This is a genomic window from Vibrio sp. vnigr-6D03 (assembly GCF_002835515.1).
GTDB lineage: Bacteria > Pseudomonadota > Gammaproteobacteria > Enterobacterales > Vibrionaceae > Vibrio > Vibrio penaeicida.
This window is the reverse complement of record NZ_PIZL01000041.1, coordinates 29,721-49,881: the sequence shown is the minus strand read 5'-3', so window position 1 is coordinate 49,881 and position 20,161 is coordinate 29,721. Positions and strand designations below refer to the sequence as shown.

Sequence of the window (20,161 nt, the reverse complement as noted above, 5' to 3'; positions counted from 1 at the left end):
TTTCGTTATAAAGAACGATCAAAAAAAACTTAAAAAAAACTTGACGAAATTGCCTTAAATTAAACACATTTCGGATTTGTGAATAACAAATTGCGTTGAAGTTCCTTAGCCATTGGCTTGGGCGAATGTATACCGATTATTCGCCCAAAGTTATCCAATTATTTATCCACTGATTTTGTGGATAAGTCATCATGATTTATTCACAAGACCTTAATATGCGCCCTTATTCACTGGTATTAACAAGCGTTTTATCAAAGTGTTAAGAACCAATCCTAACGTCAAAAAACTGAGCAATGGTAAGAGAACCCATAGCCATGGATGTGCATTAGGTGTTAATTCAAAGCCCCACTTCATCAGGCTTGCGACACTTGCTTCAGCGCCAAAGCTTGCAATCACACCGGCTGTTACCGCCATCAAACCAAATTCACACCACAGAGTGTTTGAAATTCGTTTCTTTGAGGCTCCCAGTGTTCGATACAACCGAATTTCTTGCTGTCGTTGCGAAAGACTTAGTCTCAGAAGCGTAAAGATAAGCATCAGTCCAGCCAGTACACCAAGGCCAGCTAAAACGGTAATTGCCCATACTATTTGGCTCAAAAGCTCCTGAATTTTAGCGCCCATTGTACTGATATCCATCACGCTAACCGTTGGGAATGAGCGAGATAACGTCGTTAAAAAAGGTTTATTTTCTTCCTCAATTCTGAAACTAACCAGATAAGTTGATGGGATACTCGCCAAGACGTCCGGTGAAAATATAAAGTAAAAGTTCGGTTTCATCTCTCGCCACTCTACGAAACGAACAGAATCGACCTTGGCTTCAACCGTTACACCGTTAATCACAAAACTGAGTGTATCTCCAATCTCAAGCCCCAGCTCAGTCATGACCTCTTGTTCGACCGAAACAGAGCCTTTTCCGACCCAGCTTCCTTCTAATAGCTCATTATGTGCAGGAATCTGATCTGCCCAGGTAAAGTTTAATTCTCGGCTGAGAGCATCTGTCTCTTCTTCAGATCCTTTTTGACTTAATACATAGTCTTTTGCGGGCACATTATTAATCGTACTCACTCGTCCCCGTATTATCGGATACGCATCAGAACGGTCTTGGACGTTTCCATCAAGAGTTTCAAGATAGTCGCCAATTTCGGTAGATGCGATGTTTAAAGCAAACACATTAGGAGCATTTTCAGGCAGTGTTTGCTGCCAGTCGCTAAGTAAATCTGTTCTTACTAACCAAATAATAGAAAGCAACATCAGAGACAACGCCAATGCAGCAAACTGAACGCCACTCGCTACACTGGTACGGTTAAGTCGGCTTACAGCAAGCTTCATTGTTGTATTCATTGGTAACTTAGCGACAAGTCGTGTTATCAACGTACTGACTATTCCAAGTAATACAAACAGTACAACGATGCCAACCAACACCATCCACACCATTAAGTTACCGCCGTAGACTATCAGCATTGGAATCACAGGAACTAAAAGCAATAACAACGATTTTTTACTAATAGACTTAGTAGATTCCTGCATCACGTTTAGTGCGGGAGTATTGAGTAAATGTAAAAGCGGAATACCAAGTGCAGGTACGCTGATCAGAATACATGTCACCACAGAATACAGATAAGGAGCCGATCCGTACGAAGGTAATGGATCAGGGAGTAGATCGCCCATCGGTAAACGGAGAAGTACTTCCAAGCCTATACCAATGGCAATGCCGAAGGTGATGCCAATGGCAAACAACACACCTAATTGAACCCACAGCCATCTCGCAATCCAGTTTTTGCTTGCACCAATACTCTTTAACATTGCAATAGTCTGGCGTCTGTTGGCTACATAATGTTGGCAAGTTAATACGAGCGTCGTTGCGGCCATCAATATAACAATAGCGACGGTTAGAGAAAGATATTGCTTGGTTCGAGTGAATACGTCAGAAGTTCGGCTTTGAGTATTCTCTGTCAACCATCTATCACTCGGAGTTAACTCTGTATCATCAACAATTTTTTGAATTGCAGCAACGTCGCCGTTGAGAAATAGCCGGAATTGAACACGGCTACCAACCTGTAATGCACCAGTTTTATCAATATCGGCGGAGTTAATCATTACCGAAGGCATTTGTTGGAACGGATTAAAAGATAAACCGGGCTCTTCAGTTATGATACCTGATACTGTTAGGTCTGCGTCCCCTATCGTGACAACGTCACCCACTTTGGCGCCAAGCTGGTCTTGCACACGGGGTTCTATCCATAACTCACCAGGACGAACAGAAGATCGAATATCGTTTTCACCCGTTAAGATCAGTTCTCCACGCAAAGGGTACTCATCGCCCACTGCTTTAACCGTCACCAATTGCATGTCTTCTTCGCTAAATGCCATTGTCGCAAATCGCGTTAGATTGGTTGTTTGTAGATTTTTTTTGGCTACTTGATCAAGCAAATGACCAGGAATTGGATTGGCAGATACAAATACAGAGTCAGCAGTTAGAGCATCTTTTCCCTGCTTAACGATGACCTGCTCCATTCTATCAGCCAGTGCGCTAAGGGCAAAAATACAAGCAATGATCAGTGTGAGTGCAGCTGAAATCGGCCAAAGTTGACCTTGTCTGATTTCTCTAATGCTCCAACGAAATAGTTGTCGATTAGGCATTTTAAGCTTGGGTGTGGCAATAGGGGTTTGCACTTCTTCCATTATGCCACCTCCAAGTGACCTGCTTGCATGTGGAATGTTCTATCACAACGCTTTGCAAGTTCAGGGTCATGTGTGACAAGCACTAATGTGGTACCGTGTTGCTTGTTCATCTCAAACAACCGCTCGACAATATTCGCAGCAGTATGTTGATCGAGGTTTCCTGTGGGTTCGTCGGCAAACAGAATTTTCGGTTTGATCATAAAGGCCCGAGCTAAAGCCACGCGCTGTTGCTCACCACCTGAAAGCTGAGTGGGAAGATGGTTCTCTCTATGGCTCAACCCTACAGACTCTAACAATGAGCGAGCTCGGTCCGTATCTTCATCTTCACCTTTTAAAAGGCAGGGTAAAGTGACATTTTCTAATGCCGTTAGACTTGGAATCAAAAGGAAGCTTTGAAAAACAAAACCGACCGTTTCGCTGCGTAGTGCGGCACGAGCTTCATCGTCAAGTTTTGATAAAGGCTTATCAAGTAACGTAATTTCCCCTTCAGATGGCGTATCTAAACCCGCGAGCAATGTCATTAATGTCGACTTTCCTGCACCAGATGTGCCTACTATGGCGACGCTTTCGCCGCGGCTAATTTCCAAATTTACGTTTTCAAGGATTGTTAAATGTTCTTGATTAGTAGTAACTTGTTTAGAAACTGATTCAGCTCTTATAACGGATGATGGCATGTTGCGTTTCCTTTCGATCTTATTATGTGTTTTATTTTCTAACACGGCGTTTAGTCAAACTTTACTTATTTTGGGCGATAGCTTGAGTGCTGGCTATCAAATGAAGGCTGAGCAAAGCTGGCCGTCTCTACTATCTCATTCGTTGAGTGAACATAACCTGAATGTCACTGTCGTTAACAGCAGCGTTTCTGGCGATACAACGGGGAATGGACTTGCCAAACTATCAGGTTTATTAGGCACACACTCCCCAGATTGGGTTTTGATAGAGCTCGGGGCTAATGATGGTTTACGTGGATTCCCACCTAAAACGATCACTAAAAACCTAAGACAGCTGATTGAAATCAGCGAACAATCTGGCGCTAAAGCACTGCTAATGCAAATCCGTGTCCCACCCAATTATGGCATGCGCTACAGCAATATGTTTGCCGCTATTTATGAAGACCTCGCTCTAGAGTATAAAATTCCTTTGCTTCCATTCTTTTTAGAGCAAGTTATCTTAAAGCCTGAGTGGATGATGAGTGACGGTTTACACCCTAAGCCAGAAGCGCAACCATGGATTTCGGACTTTGTAGCACAAGAAATTGCACCTTTTCTAAAAAATGACACCACAAACGAATAGTTTGCTGTTCTAGCTCAATTGAATATACCCATCATTAGTGTAAGGTTATGCGGTTACGATAATAATTAGGACCAAGACATGCAGAACAAGCCAGTGATTGAAGGTGTCGTTGCCCGCTCAGCAAACCCCGAAGGTTGTCAAGCTGCCGTAAGCAAGCAAATTGACACGGTTAAAAAATCATTACCAATAAATACTACGCCTAAACGTGTACTAATTTTGGGCGGCTCATCCGGTTTGGGGTTAGCCGCAAGGATCGCACTGACTTTCGGTGGTGCAAAAGCAAATACCATTAGTGTTTCGCATGAACACGCACCATCGGATAATTTCACTGGAAGTGCTGGTTGGCATAACAACGTTTACTTTGAACAAGAGGCAAACAAAGAAGATAGCATAGCGGTTAATATCGCGGGTGATGCCTTTTCTTCGGAAGTTCGGGAGCAAGTTATAGAAGCGATCGAGACTTACTTTGAAGGTGAAGTCGATCTCATTATTTATAGCCTTGCTGCGGCAAAACGACGCAAAGATAACGACAGTTTCTGGTATTCCTCAATAAAACCACTCAATGAAGCCGTTCAAGGTGCTTCAATACTGCTAGAAGATGATTCTTGGGTTGAAAAGACCGTAGAGCCTGCAAGCAACGAAGAACTCGAATCCACGGTTCGTGTTATGGGCGGTGAAGATTGGGAAAACTGGATTGATACCCTAATTAATTCCGATTCAATCGCAACCGGATGTAAAACCGTTGCGTTTTCCTACGTTGGTTCAGACGTCACCCACCCAATCTATCTAGATGGAACACTGGGTCACGCTAAAGTCGATCTTCATCAAACGAGCCACTCACTCAATATCAAGCTATCTCAATATCAAGGCGGTGCCTACGCTTGCGTTTGTAAGGCATTGGTTACCAAAGCGAGTGTCTACATACCCACGTTCAGCCCATACATCATTGCGCTTTACAAGGTAATGAAAGATAAGCAAACGCACGAAGGCTGCATTGAGCAGATGCAGCGACTGTTTAGGGAAAAACTGTATGTTAACAAAATCCCTGTTGACCCTGAGCGTTTGATCAGGCTAGATGAGTACGAATTAGACACGGATACCCAGAGAAAGGTATCTGATTTACTCAAAGAAATGAACGCCAGTAATTTCGCTCAAATCGGAGACTACGCAGGCTTCAAATCTGATTTCCTTGAACTAAATGGGTACTAGGGTTTTCAAAAGGTTTCTAAAAGCGGTATTCATTTCTTACAAGCCATTCTCCATATTGCACCGAGAGTGGCTTGTTCAGTTTTTGGTCTAATGTTTTAGCCCTATACTCGGCTATAATTTGAATCAAAATGCTCAGATCTTGATCCCAATCTTCTGTTTTGCGCTGAAAGCGCAATGAAAAAATGGTGCACTGACTCTATTTTGCGACAATCCGTCATCTAATACGTTGAACGTGAATCCTGCGTCATATAATGATCGTAGGTAGGATTAAGAAAGATCGGGGACGGAAAGGATTCCATGTCAAAAATTGACGTTAGTCAGATTGAAATTCCAGCTTACATGCAAAAAAGCTGGCAACAAATCGTAAATTTGGTTGCGGAGTTATCCGACGTACCCTCTGCGCTTATTATGCAAGTGCATCGGCATTCTATCGAAGTGTATAAAACCTCAAATTCCGCCAACACCCCTTATAAAGAATCAGAATGTGAACCCTTAGACGGTAAGCTATATTGCGAAACCGTTGTTGAAGAGCAACGCTCTCTCACCGTGCCAAATGCATTGAAAGATCCTAAATGGGCGAACAACCCTGATGTTAAGTTAGGTATGATTGCTTACTACGGCATCCCTTTGAATTGGCCAAATGGCGATCCATTTGGCACCATTTGTATTCTTGATAATAAAGAAAACCATTTTTCTCCCACGATTAAGTCACTTCTCGACTCATTTCGAGAGTCAGTAGAATCGCAACTTGCCTTAATTTATCAACAGTACCAATTGGAGCAAACCAACAAAGAATTGCGTAACCGAGTTCAAAGTCGTACACAAGATCTCGCCAGTTTGAACTTTTCACTTGGAACAGAGATCGACCGTCGCAAAGCGGCAGAACAAAAAGTTCTGTATCAACAATCCCATGACTTGGGTACAGGTTTTCTAAATAGACTTGCTTTGATTGACGAGGCTCAGACATTACTTGGTCAGATGAAATCTACTGACAGTACCCTCGCCTTTGTTCATGTTGGTTTTACAAACGGTCGTCGATTGTTAGCAAAGCACGGTTATGAAGTGTTTGATACTGTGCTTAAAGAGTATCGAAAGCGCGTTGGTTTCATCGATGTATTACATAGCATCACGGCTCGCACTTCCACTATCGACCTCGTTTTCGCGCTTGAGATTGAAGAGTCGCAACACAACCTTGAATCGCTCTGTCAACGCTTAGTGGATATAGGTCAATCGGAATTTTTTATTAACGGTCAGCCGCTTCATTTACATGCATTTATTGGTGTCGCCACATCATACGATGCTGATAACGCAAACTTAATGCTTAAGCACGCGGGTGAAGCAATGCTTGCTTGTAAAGATTCTGGCAAAAAATACGCTTTCTATGCCAATTCCAACATTACAACCCCCACCAATAACCAGTTAGAGAGCTACTTGCTGCAGGCGGTGAGAAACGATGATTTAACGCTCTACTTCCAACCAAAGGTATCGCCTAGGAATGGGTATTGGTTGGGTGCAGAAGCCCTCCTTCGCTGGAACCACCCAGTACTGGGGCAAGTTTCAAACGATTCATTGATACAGCTGGCAGAAAAGAACGGCTTAATTTTTGAAGTTGGTAACTACGTACTAAGAAGTGCCATTCAACGTGCCGCCGAGTGGACGAAGTACATGAAGGATTTTCGTGTCGCCATTAATGTTTCTGCGGTTCAATTGCGAGATCCAAACTTTGTCGAACAAATTGAGCAATTGCTTGATTACTATAAGCTTAATCCAAAATGCTTAGAGCTAGAAGTGACAGAAACCAGCTTAATAGCCGACGAATTTCTCGCAGGTCAAACACTTCGCAAACTTCATGGACTTGGAGTGACGTTGTCACTAGATGATTTTGGTACGGGCTATTCTTCATTCAGTTATCTCAAGAAATACCCATTTGACTGTATTAAAATTGATAAAAGTTTTATCAATCAAATTTCCGGTAGTGAGCAAGATAAAGAAATCATCCGTTCTATTATTCATGTAGCTAAGAAGCTCAAACTGAAAGTGGTTATGGAAGGTGTGGAAAGCCACGACCAAGAACAATTCATTCTTGATGAAGGCTGCGATTATGTTCAGGGGTACCTCTATGGCAAACCCATGAATACCCATGAGTTTGAAAATAGCCTTATCACTAAGAAATTCAATGGTCAGCGAATTGCAGCGCGACACTAGGGTCTGTTGATCTTTCGCGGTTAAATTTTGTTCGAATTCTATGCCTTTTAATCGCGACGCAAGGTGTGACGCCTAGTCATTCTAAGTAAATACCTTGCAACAAAGAGTAAAAGGCATGGGAACGGGGACGCCTAGTCGAACCCTTCGGGCAGCATTTGTGGCTTATTTCTACTGCGTTATCGCTCATTGATGTAGAGCGCTACACCGAATAAGCTCTGCCTTGTATAAAGAACCCACAAATTGCTGCAAAAATCATCTCGAAAGGTCAACAGACCCTAGAACAACCCGCTGAGTAGACATCACCATAGCCACAACCTTTCAAGGTCGCATCTTTACATGGTTTGGGTATAATCCTCCCCACTCCAATCTAAATAGTGACTTCTCGAATGGATCAACTGATCGCATTACTTAAAACAATCGAAAAACAAAACTACCGCAGTTACCAGAAAATTAAAGGCAGTTACGATTTCGGAGATTTTGAATTATTTATTGATAGCACTCAAGCCGACCCATTTGCCCCAGCTTCTCGAGTTCGTGCTTTCCGCCAGTGGTCTTTAACTGGTTTAGAGTGGTTAAAGGAAACCTCACCAGCATTCCAACGCGCTGCCAGAGATTTTATTGCCCGCTCTTTCGCCCACTTCGCAGCGCAAGAAAACAACGTATTTATCGCGTCAACGGGTCAAACGGTTTTGGACCATACTTCCGTTGTTTTTACCGAAGAAGGCATCGAGCTTCGATTTAGAGTTGACCTCCCAGCCGATGGGCGCACAATTCTCGGCAAGAAAGCGATTAATATTCTTACGTTTTACTTACCTAAGTTTATTCGTAAAGCGACCCTTCACAGGGAGCTCGACACTGACCGCCTTAAGCAACACTGTGAAATCATCGAAGATCAAGTTGCATTAAGAAAGCAGCTTTCTGAACACAACCTAATGGCATTTGTCGGTAACGGCAGCGTATTGCCTCGTAAAGCAGGTAACAGTGATTTACCGATGCAAGACGCGGTTGAATTCTCCTCTCCAGAATCGCTCACCATTGAGTTAGATACGCCTAATTCCGGAAAGATAAAAGGTATGGGCATTCCAAAAGGCATCACACTCGTTGTTGGTGGTGGTTTTCACGGGAAATCTACTCTATTGAACGCAGTCGAACGTTCTATTTATGACCACATCCCTGGCGATGGACGTGAATATGTTGTCGCTGATGAAAACGCAATGAAAATACGTGCTGAAGACGGCCGTTGCGTGCACAACTTAAACTTATCGAATTACATTAATCACCTACCGCAAGGTCGCAGTACGGAAGAGTTCTCTACTCAAGATGCGTCTGGTTCAACTTCTCAGGCAGCTTGGCTTCAAGAGTCCATCGAATCTGGCGCTACTGCTCTACTGATTGATGAAGATACGTCTGCAACGAACTTCATGATCCGTGATGAACGCATGCAAGCGCTTGTTCGTAAAGGGGAAGAGCCCATAACTCCGTTAGTGGATCGTATTGGTCAGATCCGTGATGAGCTCGATATATCCACCCTGATCGTTATGGGCGGCTCCGGCGATTACCTAGACGTTGCCGATACCGTCATTCAAATGCACGACTACCAAGCAGTAGACGTAACTGAAAAAGCAAAAGAAGTGATCAAACTGCATCCGACACAGCGTGTTCAAGAAGCGACTGAAGCGCTCGCTAAGTTCTCTGAACGCTCATTTAATTCAAAATCACTGCAGGGTATTTTGGCCGAAGGTAAGTTCCGTGTTGGCTCGAAAGGAAAAGCACGTTTGAGGTTTGGTAAAGAGCAAGTGGATCTACAAGCACTTGAGCAAATCGAGTCTGAAAGTCAGATTAACGCTATTGGCTGGGTTTGGTTTCAATTTGCTCAACTTCCAAGCTGGTCAAAGTATCCAGCCAAAGACCTAGCAAACATGGTTAAGAATGATAATTGGTTTGATGCTATGCCTAAGCACGGTGATTTGGCAAAACCACGAGTGATTGATGTTATGGCAGCGTTAAACCGAATGAGGCAGTCTCAATTTAAAGCTGCAAAGTAACCAAAGTTCCACTCACTTTGAATTGGTATTTGATAATGAGTGTGTACTCAAACAGCCTTGATCGAACTGTTTGAGTATCACTTAGCTTGTCTTTATCGTAGTCATAAACACGTCTATGTTGTAGCCAAAAACAAAGGAGCCATATGGCTCCTTAATTGTATCTTTATCGAATTATTTTGATATCGATACTCAACTACATCCCAGTAAGCGGGATAAAATAGACCAATGCAGACCAAGCAAAAATCCATACACACACCATTACGGTGTCTAGCCAGTCTCTACTCCACATATGGTACTCTCCCAATGCATAAAATAAGTGATGCTCATGGCTAACTCGTAGCCGGCAGTGAATCATCTCTCGCATTGATAGAAGCAAAATACAGACCAACTGTTCAATTTTCGATCAAATAAATACTGTCGGGTCAGATTGAACGAGGTCGATCAGGCAATCAGCCATAGAGTGAGTTGACACGAATCCTTGATCTTCCATCTTAAGAATAGCGTCGTAACCTTCCTTACCTTTCATCGTGTAAGCGGTTGAACAACCGCGATAAATAATTTCATCTTCGACATTTTTCCAACCCTTATCATGACCAATCATTAGCTTTGTAATGCGGCGCCCCATTGGCGCATCCGCATCGTATTCAAAACAAAGATTATGTGTGTATGGGTAACTACCCGACCCTGTACCAATCACACCATTACTTAATGCGTTATTGATGGCACCTTCAAGCATCTCTTTGAGATACTTACCTTTTATGTCGTAATAGCCCACAGGTATGGCAAACGGCAATAATTTTCCTGCCACTTCATCCACGGTAATTTTGCCGCTTGGTAACGAATTCCTGACTCCACCAGCATTATGAATAGCAAACTCGACATTGTGGCCGTCGTTATTCATCACGGTATAGAATGAACGACAAACTATTGGCGCTAGCTCGCTGGGACCTTCTTCGTCGGGGATGCGGACGTGACGATAAACTTTTGACGCTTCTCCAATCACTCTCGCTCTAATCTCATTTACTTGTGGGCGATATTTGTCGTCAAGAATTGATTTCACTGCCTGATCTTTCGTACAGCGAATAACGTTCGGGTGGGTATAAATTACCGCTTGAGTTCTGTCGTACACAGAATCGTCTACAAGTTCATCTAAGCTGGCATCCATTGCTAACCTGCGCCCAACAAGAAGTTCATTCTTTCCTTCAAACCGGGCGATTGTGCCATCTTCATTAAAATCGATTTCACAGTGTCCCATGAATTGAGCGTAACACCCAGCTTGTACAATTCTTGTGTTATTGATCAGTAGCCCGTAGTCGTCGTGTTTAGTAAGACCTATATCAGTGAAGTCTCCTTGCAGCACATGCGAATGACCACCAATTATCAAGCTGATCCCGTCAACATCTTCTGCCAACTGTTTATCGTCTTCATACCCTAAATGGCTTAGCAGGATAATTTTATTGACCCCTGATGCGCGAATCGCATCAATCGTTTGCTCAGCAACCATCTTTGCATTCAAAAACGGGGTATCTGGATCTGGGTTCGAAATGTCTGCCATTTTATCGAGAGATAAACTGAATACGGCAATTTGTTCACCGTGGGCGTCAAACGTTAACCAACTGCCTTGTTTTTCTGCTTTGTTGTACGAATGCAGGTTTTGTTTAGTACGTAATTGATTAGGTTTATTGCACTCGGCGGATAAATCCCAATTACTCGCAATCATAGGAAAATTGATATTGTCGAGAAAATCAGCAACTGGCTCATTTCCCATGTCTAATTCGTGATTCCCTACCACCATTGCGTCTGGCCCTAAGGCACTAAGCATTTCTGCATTGGCTCTTCCTTTAAACAAAGAAAAGTAAAGTGTGCCCTGAAAGCAATCCCCAGCATGCAGAAACAAGAAGCGGCGATCATTTTCGAGCGCTGTCTTTCTAATTTGTTGTAACCGGTTTGAAATGCGAGCAAAGCCGCCAACACTGATGAAAGGAGAAACTTGCCTGCCGCTGATGTTTAAGTGAAGTTGAATGGTACTGGGTTCGAAATAAGAGTGTGTATCGTTGATGTGTGCAATCGTGATCGACGCTTTTTTATTTTGATTTTTCATTGTTTTATCTTACTGACCTTTTTGACATTCTATCATAGCCCCATGTGAATGACATATTAATGAATCATGGATAAGTTGGCGCTAAGTGTTTGTTTATTAAATACTGTGATCCTATTACCGCTTAAGCTTAACGAAATGGTATAAGCTTAAAACATAGTTCAAGAAGACCTTTTGGTATGTATGCAGTTAGAAAGAATAGAGATAGCTGGTTTTCGCGGGATTAAGCGTTTATCCCTGACGTTTGATGAGCTCACAACGCTTGTTGGGGAAAATACTTGGGGTAAATCCTCGCTCCTTGACGCACTCTCTATCGCGCTGCCTAGTGACTGTGTGCCTTATGAATTTGTTATGCAAGATTTCCATGTTGACTACTCTATTGCAGAGCAACAGACCCAGCACCTGCAAATTGTGTTGAGTTGGAAAGCCAGTTTCTCTGGTGAAGAACAAGCCGGACGCTATCGTAAAATAAAACCGGTATGGATAACCGATGACGAAGGAACTAAGCGAATAATATATCGATTAAGCGCCACACGAGATCTCTTTAAAATCACCACCAACTATATGTTCTTAGACGCATCTGGCAATCAACTGCATTTACACCATGCATATAAACTTGCTCAAGAATTGATGGCTCTTCACCCTGTCATACGTTTGAAAGACGCAAGACGGCAAGTCACGAATAACACTCAAAATGAAATCAACTCCCGAGCAGAAAAGCGGATTGAAAATACCTCAAGACGCTTATTGGCCATGCCTGGGCATGTGAACAAAGGAGAAATGCGCAGTAGTTTAAATTCCATGCAAAACCTTGTTGAACATTATTTTAATGTCCGTGGGCAAACTCGCGGGAATCCTAGGCGGCAGCGCGATAGAATTTTCTTTGGGAGTACAAGCCAAAACGACAAAAACGCGCTTATGGAGTTGGCAGATAAAACCAATAACAAACAGACGCGCTTACTACTCATGGGATTATTGAGCGCGTATCTACAAGCAAAAGGTCCGGCTGATTTAAGGCGTTGCGCTCGCCCCATACTGATTATTGAAGATCCGGAAGGACGTCTACACCCTACCCACTTGATACGTGCTTGGAGTATCTTTCAACTATTGCCGATGCAAAAGATCATCACCACCAATAGCGGAGATCTTCTAAGCGCTGTGCCTTTAAGTACGATTAGGCGCCTGACTCGACATTCCGACCGAACAGTTGCACATTCAATTTCAAATAAAAAGCTAACTGCAGACGAACTTCGAAAAATCGGATTCCATATACGCTTTCACCGCTCAAGCGCTTTATTTGCTCGGTGTTGGCTTTTGGTTGAAGGAGAAACGGAGGTTTGGCTTTTCAACGAACTAGCACGACTTCTCGATTACAATTTAGCCGCCGAAGGCGTTCAAATTATTGAGTTCGCGCAATCTGGTTTGAAATCTTTAGTAAAAGTTGCGCAATCGTTCAATATCGATTGGCATGTCGTCACCGATGGCGATGCCGCTGGCAAGAAATACTCTGCATCAGTACGCAGCTTACTCAACCACGAACAAGAGCGTCACCGCTTAACCGAGCTTCCCGACAGAGACATCGAGCATTTCCTATACGCCAATGGGTTTGAACCCTTTTTTCGTTCCCTTGTAAAAATCCCGATGGATCATCAGATTCCAGCCAAAAAAGTCATTGCGCGTGCTCTTAAAAAATACGCTAAACCCGATTTGGCGCTCGCCATTGTCAGTTACTGCGAAGATAACGGTACAGATAAAGTCCCATTACTGATTCGTTGGACCTTAAAACGAGTGGTTTCATTAGCAAATGGTAATCGCTAGTGGGCGTCTTGCTTAGTCAGGTTTAGGTATTGGTGAAGTCGCTCCCCGCTCGCTTTCATTAAATAGCCAAATACTCCTCCCAACAAGAGTGATGGCACAACGAGTTGCCAGTTACCATTTGCAGCGAAAGTTGCACAGCAGCCAATGAACGTGCCTGGAATATAACCAAACCAGCTTTTCTTAGCTTGTATACACATAAAAAATGCAACGATTGAAGTGACGGCGTAACCGATAATTTCTAAGCTCAGATAGTCTGATAAGGTAATAATTACCATTGCCCAGAATACGCCAGATAAATTTGTAAGGAGAGAAGCACCAAGACCTTTTACACCGTCTTGTGGAGAAGCAAAGTAACTCGTGCAGCCAAGAAAGCCAGCCCAACTTAGTAAACCTAAAGCGACAGATAGCCAACCCCAGATACCGGAAAGAATGCCAGTTGTAAGTGCAATGGCAAATAGAACACTCATTGAAAAACCTGTATTGCAGTCAAAAAGAGATGTTATATAAACCGAGCAACATCGAATACGATCTAACTCACATTTATATATAGCGGGAAGGTGTGTATTACATAGAAATGTTAATGCAATCGATTTTATTGATGACGGCTATCATGTGTACCTATATGGAAATCGACTTTGCGGTGTACGACACCAGTGGTATACCACCAGGGTGCGTTAGAGTTAGAAAAACGACCGCTCGGGTCGCTTTACCAATATACATAATGTAGCGTTTATTTTAACGCTGGCTTACCACGTTGCTATTGAAGAACCGTCACTACAAAAATGACGGTTTATTCTTCATCATGCGAAGACCTTCTCTCTTAATACAATCCAGAAGTGGGTTATCAACCATGTCTGCTCGCCAAACAAAGGACAGCGTTCTTTCCATCTTCAGTTCTGGTACATTAAGCGCTACCAATTGACCGGATTCTATGAGCCGCTCAACGTCTAGATAAGGAAGACAAGTAAGGTAAGGGCCATTTGCCACCATGCTTCGCAATACAGGGACGTGTTCGTATTCACGCCAAACGTCTAAATCAGCAATTAAATTGTGAATGTTGCTATCAAAAACTTTTCGAGTACCAGACCCATGCTCTCGCAGCACCCATTTAGCCTGTTCAAGTTGAGCAAGGCTGACTTTATCTCGTTGAGCAAAGGGGTGATGAGCAGCAGCCACAACAGTCAGGTGATCTCGGCACCAAACTTCCTGATGGATTCTATTGTCGTCGCAACGACCCTCTATCACGCCTAAGTCGTATTTGTAATCCAAAACGCCCTCTATAACACTGCGAGTGCTTTTCACTTTTAACGATATTCGCATCTCAGGAAAATCGTTATCAATAATACTGATAAGGTCTGGAACGAGATGTTCCGCAGGTGTTTGACTTGCACACAAGCGAACCTCACCACTTAATAAATGCTGGTCAAAAAAGCCCAGTTCTATCTGCTGCGCATCTTGTAAGAGCTTTTTTGCTTTAGGACGAAGCCAAGTTCCCCAATGCGTCAACATCATTCTTTTGCCTTGTCTCTCAAACAAAGGGCGACCGAGCATTTTTTCAAGTTGAGCTAGAGACATGCTTGTTGCGGATTGGGTTAATGAAAGATGATCTGCAGCTTGGCTAACACTTCCGGTGTCTGCCACTGCATCAAAGACTGCCAACTGTTTTAGTGAATAGCGCATAGATTTCCTTTTGAAATTCTTATCACCCCATATGAGCTCAATAGAAAGCACTCTGAACTAGAGGGCACTGGGGTTTCTTTTTTTTGGTCATTTTACATGCATCTAAACTCTTATCAATAAAACTGATAAGGATCCTGAAAATTATCAATTTTTATCTGCTAACTAATCTCCCTATTCTGAATGTGAGCCATGCAACTACCGCATGAAGCCATATAGGAGAACACGCCATGAATACGAGTCTAAGGAGCAAATATGCATGCACCTAACTCTTTAAACAAACCCATAAATACCCCACCAGAAATGATGGGAGAAGCGGAAAAATATGCACTAAACAAAACGGCTAAGTCCACCAGCACAACGATTTATCTTGCCATGATGGCAGGCGCTTTCATCGGACTGGCTTTTCTATTTTATATAACAGTGACAACGGGTAGCGAAGGCGCTGCTTGGGGGTTGAGCAGGCTAGTAGGCGGAATCGCATTCAGCCTCGGATTAATACTCATCGTGCTTGGTGGAGGCGAACTGTTTACCAGCTCGGTACTGTCAGCCATTGCATTAGCGAACAAGCAAATATCAGTAAGTAAAATGCTTGCGACCTGGGGAAAGGTTTACATCGGCAATTTTCTTGGCGCGATGTTTTTACTCGGATTGGTTGCTGCTGCTGGTTTATATCAGCTCGACCACGGTCAATGGGGACTTAATGCGCTGAATATTGCCCAACACAAAGTTCACCATACGCCGCTACAAGCTTTCTCTCTCGGTGTTCTTTGTAATCTTTTGGTTTGCTTGGCTATTTGGCTTTCATTTTGCGCAACTAATGCGGCAACAAAAGCAGCCATGCTTGTTCTTCCTGTTGCCATGTTTGTTAGCAGCGGGTTTGAGCATAGCGTAGCCAACATGTTTATGGTGCCACTTGGTATGGCTATTAAAGCATTCGCTTCGCCGGAGTTTTGGACTCAAGTGGGTGTTACACCAGGACATTACGCCGATTTGAATTGGGTTCAATTCATCACTGCAAACCTAATTCCCGTGACTCTTGGCAACATTGTAGGAGGAGCGGTACTTGTCGGGCTTACAAATTGGTCGATTTACACAAGACCACAGCTAAAAGCCGCCCAAATTCATCCGATTACAACAACACAAACAACGTCTTCGCTTAAGGATTCCACTATGAACAGTAACGTAACAGTAAAAGAACTCATCACCCTTCCTTCCATTTCGCTTCCAGCGGATATGCCAACAGTGGACGCTGTCGATATACTGCTTGATTCTGGTCTTCAAGGCGCTGCTGTTACAGATAAAAATGAGAGGCTCGTAGGCTATTTTTCGATACACGATGTGTTGGTTGATTTATGGTGCCAAGACTACATCCCCGCTAAAGATCAAAAGATCGTGGATTTGATGACGAGAGACGTACTCGCATTGGACGCAAGCGATTCGCTTATTAACGTAGCAGAGTACGTGTGTATCGATAAAAATCAGCTTTATCCAACGACAAGTATGGGTATTGCTACCAGCTTCAGCAGCCTTTCATTGGAAGAGCGTGCAAAAGCGATGAAAGTGAACAAGCCTAAGTGCTACCCTATTCTTGAAGGCGATAAATTCATAGGTACCGTTACGCGAATGGATGTCATGCAAGCTCTTAGAACGGTTTACGGTGAGCGAGAGGAAACGCAAGAATCACGCTTAGAAATTGCTTAAATTATGATCCGCGCAGAAAGAAATATAGAAAGAAACACCTAAAACAATGCCCCCATTAGCAACTAATCTAATGGGGGCATACATTTTATTCGAAGCGATTTAATTACTTACGAATGCCTTCAACATGAAGCTCTAGATCTACGTAGCTAGACGCACCCATTACCGCGATGTCGAAATCTTTAAGCTCTAGGCGAGTTGTACCAACAAAACCTGCACGGTAACCGCCCCACGGGTCTTTACCTTCTCCAATGAAGTCAGCATCGATAGTGATTGGATTTGTTACGCCGTGAAGTGTCAATTCACCTTCAATCGCCATTTTACCGTTGCCTTTATCCGCCACTTTCGTGCTTTTGAAAGACGCTTGAGAAAACTTACCAGTGTTAATGAAATCAGAGCTACGTAAATGCTTATCGCGCTCCGCGTGGTTTGAATCTAAGCTTGTAGTGTCGATTACAACGTTAACTTTAGATGCAGAAACGTTGTTTGCATCGTATGAAAAATCACCGCTGAAAGTGTTAAAGCGACCTTGGATAAAGCTGTAACCAAGATGCGGAACTTTGAAGTTTACTGAGGCGTGAGCACCTTTAGTATCAATATTGTAATCCGCTGCGCTTGCACCGAATGGCAAAGCCATTGCTAAAGCTAGCCCTGTGGCGAAAATCGATTTTTTCATTTTGAAACTCCTATCATTTTGCGTAGCGTGTCATCTTTGTCGATGAAGTGATGTTTAAGTGCAGCCGCAGCGTGAATTGCCACCAATCCTATTAAAGCGAAAGCCGCGTAATAATGGATCGTTCCTGCAATGTCAGGTTGATTGGCAAATAATTCCCCCATCGAGGGTACAACGAACCAATCGAATACTTCTATCCCACGACCATCTGCCGTTGAGATCAAATAGCCTGATGTAAACAATGTAAACAACAATAAGTACATCGCAATATGAGCTAACTTCGCCGCCAAAACCTCGTATGCTTTGCCTTCAATAGAAGGGTGGGCACTCAAATGTTTCCAAACCAAGCGAAACAACGTTACCAAAGCCAAAATCAATCCAATTGATTTATGCCAATACGGTGCCGTTTTATACCACTCACTATAGTAAGTTAGGTCAACCATCCATAAACCAACACCAAACAGCCCAAAGACTGAAAGTGCAGAAACCCAGTGTACGACTCTTGCAGTAAGCGAATAGTTTTTTGGAATGTTGCTCATTATGTTACTCATTATCATTATTTACCCAACTGTGTGGGTTATGTTTGCATTTGTGTTACCCAACCTTGGTTAGGTACAACGAAGTATTTACCAAAAAGTACTTATCAAAAAGTAGTACAAACTGATTGACTCATTCGAAAAATTTGAACAATTTGGGGTGAACTATTAGAAATGAAGATGGTCGACAAAAAATTTACAGTGTAAAAACACGAAACGATCCAGCTTTTAATTATTATTTTTCAATGCCATACAACTCATCATCGATATCCGCAACTTTCCTTTCAATAACAGTCCTTGCATCGGTTAATGCTTGGTTATAAATCGCTGGTCCAGCTTTACTAATGAAAAAATCGAGTAAAAACTCTGCTTCAAATTGCCCTGCCTCGGTATCCAGCTCATTTAATAAATACTCTTGAAGCTCTTCTACGAGTTCGTTCTTCTTCTTTCTTTCAATCTTTATCTCTGACATAGCCATATGAGTTCTCGGTGGTTGTGAAATGAAAGTTTTTATTACCACAAAAGGTCTAAAGTATTAGTACCCTCATCAGTTCTAAACTTTGTTGGGTAAATACGCAACGAATTGTACCAACATCAGGAGTTCCTTATGCTAATCCGGATCGCAAAATCATGGCAGTTAAAAGACAACGACATTACATCTGAAACTGTCTATGACGATCGCCGCCAAGTTTTAAAGAAACTGGGGATTCTTGCAGCCACAGCACCAATAGCCGGGACAGCTAATGCTGGTATTTTTGATGTGTTTAAGTCAAAAGAAGAAGAACCCATCGTTGATCCCCGTAAACCTCTGAAGTCTGTACCATCAAAATACAAAAATCGCACGCTTACGCTCACCCCTGAAGAAAAAATTCTGACTTACAATAACTTTTACGAGTTCGGTACAGCCAAACACCAGCCCGCAGAAAATGCCAGAGGGTTCAAAACCGATCCTTGGCAAATAGAAATCGGTGGTGAAGTACATGAACCTTACACCATCGATTTTGCTGATATCTTAAATCAGTTTGCAATCGAAGATCGGTATTACCGGTTCCGTTGTGTTGAAGCGTGGTCGATGAACGTTCCGTGGCTTGGTTTTCCGATTAGCAAGTTAATTGAAAAAGCAAAACCAAAAGGGAATGCAAAATACGTCGCTTTCCAAACACTTTATGACCCAGAAAGAATGCCTGGCCAAAAGTCCAGACGCATCGGAGGGGGAATAAACTACCCTTACGTTGAAGGCTTAACAATTCAAGAGGCGATGCACCCATTGGCTATTATGTCCGTAGGGCTTTATGGCAAAACCCTTGCGCCTCAAAACGGCGCGCCGCTGCGTCTAATGGTACCTTGGAAGTACGGTTTTAAGAGCATTAAATCTATTGTGAAAATCGTATTAACCGAACATCAACCCCCAACAACATGGAATCAACTCGCAGCCCATGAATATGGCTTTTATGCCAATGTAAATCCACAAGTGGACCACCCTCGTTGGAGCCAAGCGTCAGAAAGGTTCATTGGCGAAGGCACTATTTTTAGTTCTTCAAGGCAGGATACGTTGATGTTCAATGGTTATGAGGATGAAGTAGCCAAACTCTATACTGGACTCGACTTGAACAGGAACTATTAATGACACTGAGCAACACACACATCATTGTGACCAAAGCACTCATTCATGTTGTTCAGTGGTTTTCACTCCTTTGGTTGTTCATGGCAGCAACGAATGGACACCTCGGTGCAGAGCCAGTAGATGAAATCATTCATTTTACAGGCAAGGCTGCACTGAACACCTTAATTGCCACCATGCTTATTACCCCTCTTGTTCGATGGTTAAAAATCGGGCAGCTAATCAGAACAAGGCGTTTACTTGGTGTATTTGTCTTTATGTGGGCCGCATTGCATCTTTTAGCTTATGTTTCGTTGGATCTTGGCTATCAATGGCTTTTAATACTCGATGAAATCATAACTCGCCCTTACCTCATAGTTGGGGCACTCAGCTGGATTATCCTTTTGCTTCTTACAGTTACATCAACGAAACAAGCTCAAAGAAAGTTAAAAAAAAGGTGGCAAGCTTTGCATAATTGGGTCTATATCGCAGTCTTGCTTATACCGATCCATTATCTTTGGTCTGTTAAATCTGTAGGTATAGAACCCGTTTTATATCTAACATCTTCATTTTTACTACTATTATTTAGAAAAGATAAAGTAAAACGTTGGTTAGTAAAGTAAG

16 protein-coding genes are annotated in these 20,161 nt (G+C 42.9%); 8 read left to right on the top strand and 8 right to left on the bottom strand.

Annotated features, from left to right (window positions below; genetic code table 11):
* Positions 1-210: 210 nt before the first annotated feature.
* Both CW749_RS24215 and CW749_RS24210 read right to left on the bottom strand, forming a co-directional pair.
* Positions 211-2,682 (bottom strand): FtsX-like permease family protein, encoded by a 2,472-nt coding sequence (locus CW749_RS24215; RefSeq protein ID WP_101115030.1) that lies wholly within the window; start codon positions 2,680-2,682, stop codon positions 211-213.
* Positions 2,682-3,356, bottom strand: coding sequence for an ABC transporter ATP-binding protein (locus CW749_RS24210; RefSeq protein WP_101115029.1), 675 nt, complete (start codon positions 3,354-3,356; stop codon positions 2,682-2,684). Before CW749_RS24210 ends, CW749_RS24215 begins: the two co-directional genes overlap by 1 nt.
* Here CW749_RS24210 and CW749_RS24205 point away from each other — a divergent pair.
* The 4 genes from CW749_RS24205 (at position 3,355) to CW749_RS24190 (ending at position 9,434) form a co-directional block, all read left to right on the top strand.
* Entirely contained in the window at positions 3,355-3,975 is a 621-nt protein-coding gene (locus CW749_RS24205; protein WP_101115028.1) for an arylesterase, read from the top strand. The two genes, CW749_RS24210 and CW749_RS24205, sit on opposite strands and share 2 nt — an antisense overlap.
* Before the next feature lie 78 nt (positions 3,976-4,053).
* Positions 4,054-5,184, top strand: coding sequence for an enoyl-ACP reductase FabV (fabV, locus tag CW749_RS24200; protein ID WP_101115027.1), 1,131 nt, complete (start codon positions 4,054-4,056; stop codon positions 5,182-5,184).
* A 297-nt stretch (positions 5,185-5,481) separates the two neighbouring features.
* Entirely contained in the window at positions 5,482-7,389 is a 1,908-nt protein-coding gene (locus CW749_RS24195) for an EAL domain-containing protein (protein ID WP_101115026.1), read from the top strand.
* 386 nt (positions 7,390-7,775) lie between these two features.
* Positions 7,776-9,434, top strand: coding sequence for an ABC-ATPase domain-containing protein (locus tag CW749_RS24190; RefSeq protein WP_101115025.1), 1,659 nt, complete (start codon positions 7,776-7,778; stop codon positions 9,432-9,434).
* Positions 9,435-9,837: 403 nt separating this feature from the next.
* Here the strand turns inward: CW749_RS24190 and CW749_RS24185 are convergent, their stop codons facing one another.
* Entirely contained in the window at positions 9,838-11,535 is a 1,698-nt protein-coding gene (locus CW749_RS24185) for a bifunctional metallophosphatase/5'-nucleotidase (protein WP_101115024.1), read from the bottom strand.
* A gap of 180 nt (positions 11,536-11,715) precedes the next feature.
* On the opposite strand from CW749_RS24185, the gene CW749_RS24180 reads away from it, so the two are divergent.
* Positions 11,716-13,350, top strand: a complete 1,635-nt coding sequence (locus CW749_RS24180; RefSeq protein ID WP_101115023.1) for an ATP-dependent endonuclease — start codon at positions 11,716-11,718, stop codon at positions 13,348-13,350.
* On the opposite strand, the gene CW749_RS24175 is transcribed toward CW749_RS24180, so the two are convergent.
* Positions 13,347-13,817 (bottom strand): DUF1097 domain-containing protein, encoded by a 471-nt coding sequence (locus CW749_RS24175; RefSeq protein WP_101115022.1) that lies wholly within the window; start codon positions 13,815-13,817, stop codon positions 13,347-13,349. The genes CW749_RS24180 and CW749_RS24175 overlap by 4 nt on opposite strands.
* Before the next feature lie 307 nt (positions 13,818-14,124).
* Complete coding sequence (locus tag CW749_RS24170; protein WP_101115021.1) at positions 14,125-15,030, bottom strand: LysR substrate-binding domain-containing protein; 906 nt, start codon at positions 15,028-15,030, stop codon at positions 14,125-14,127.
* Positions 15,031-15,282: 252 nt separating this feature from the next.
* On the opposite strand from CW749_RS24170, the gene focA reads away from it, so the two are divergent.
* The gene (gene focA / locus CW749_RS24165) at positions 15,283-16,731 is read left to right on the top strand and encodes a formate transporter FocA (RefSeq protein WP_101115020.1); all 1,449 of its coding nucleotides are present in this window, start codon (positions 15,283-15,285) and stop codon (positions 16,729-16,731) included.
* Positions 16,732-16,834: 103 nt separating this feature from the next.
* Here focA and CW749_RS24160 read toward each other — a convergent pair whose 3' ends face one another.
* The 3 genes from CW749_RS24160 to CW749_RS24150 all read right to left on the bottom strand — a co-directional run bounded on the left by CW749_RS24160 (position 16,835) and on the right by CW749_RS24150 (position 18,409).
* On the bottom strand, positions 16,835-17,404 hold the full coding sequence (locus CW749_RS24160) for a YceI family protein (protein ID WP_101115019.1): 570 nt from the start codon (positions 17,402-17,404) through the stop codon (positions 16,835-16,837).
* Positions 17,401-17,940 (bottom strand): cytochrome b, encoded by a 540-nt coding sequence (locus tag CW749_RS24155; protein WP_101115018.1) that lies wholly within the window; start codon positions 17,938-17,940, stop codon positions 17,401-17,403. Before CW749_RS24155 ends, CW749_RS24160 begins: the two co-directional genes overlap by 4 nt.
* 232 nt (positions 17,941-18,172) lie before the next feature.
* The gene (locus tag CW749_RS24150) at positions 18,173-18,409 is read right to left on the bottom strand and encodes a DUF2164 domain-containing protein (RefSeq protein WP_101115113.1); all 237 of its coding nucleotides are present in this window, start codon (positions 18,407-18,409) and stop codon (positions 18,173-18,175) included.
* Positions 18,410-18,544: 135 nt separating this feature from the next.
* On the opposite strand from CW749_RS24150, the gene msrP reads away from it, so the two are divergent.
* Both msrP and msrQ read left to right on the top strand, forming a co-directional pair.
* On the top strand, positions 18,545-19,561 hold the full coding sequence (msrP, locus tag CW749_RS24145; protein ID WP_101115017.1) for a protein-methionine-sulfoxide reductase catalytic subunit MsrP: 1,017 nt from the start codon (positions 18,545-18,547) through the stop codon (positions 19,559-19,561).
* On the top strand, positions 19,561-20,160 hold the full coding sequence (gene msrQ / locus CW749_RS24140; protein ID WP_101115016.1) for a protein-methionine-sulfoxide reductase heme-binding subunit MsrQ: 600 nt from the start codon (positions 19,561-19,563) through the stop codon (positions 20,158-20,160). The genes msrP and msrQ overlap by 1 nt, the downstream gene beginning before the upstream one ends.
* Position 20,161: the final 1 nt, after the last annotated feature.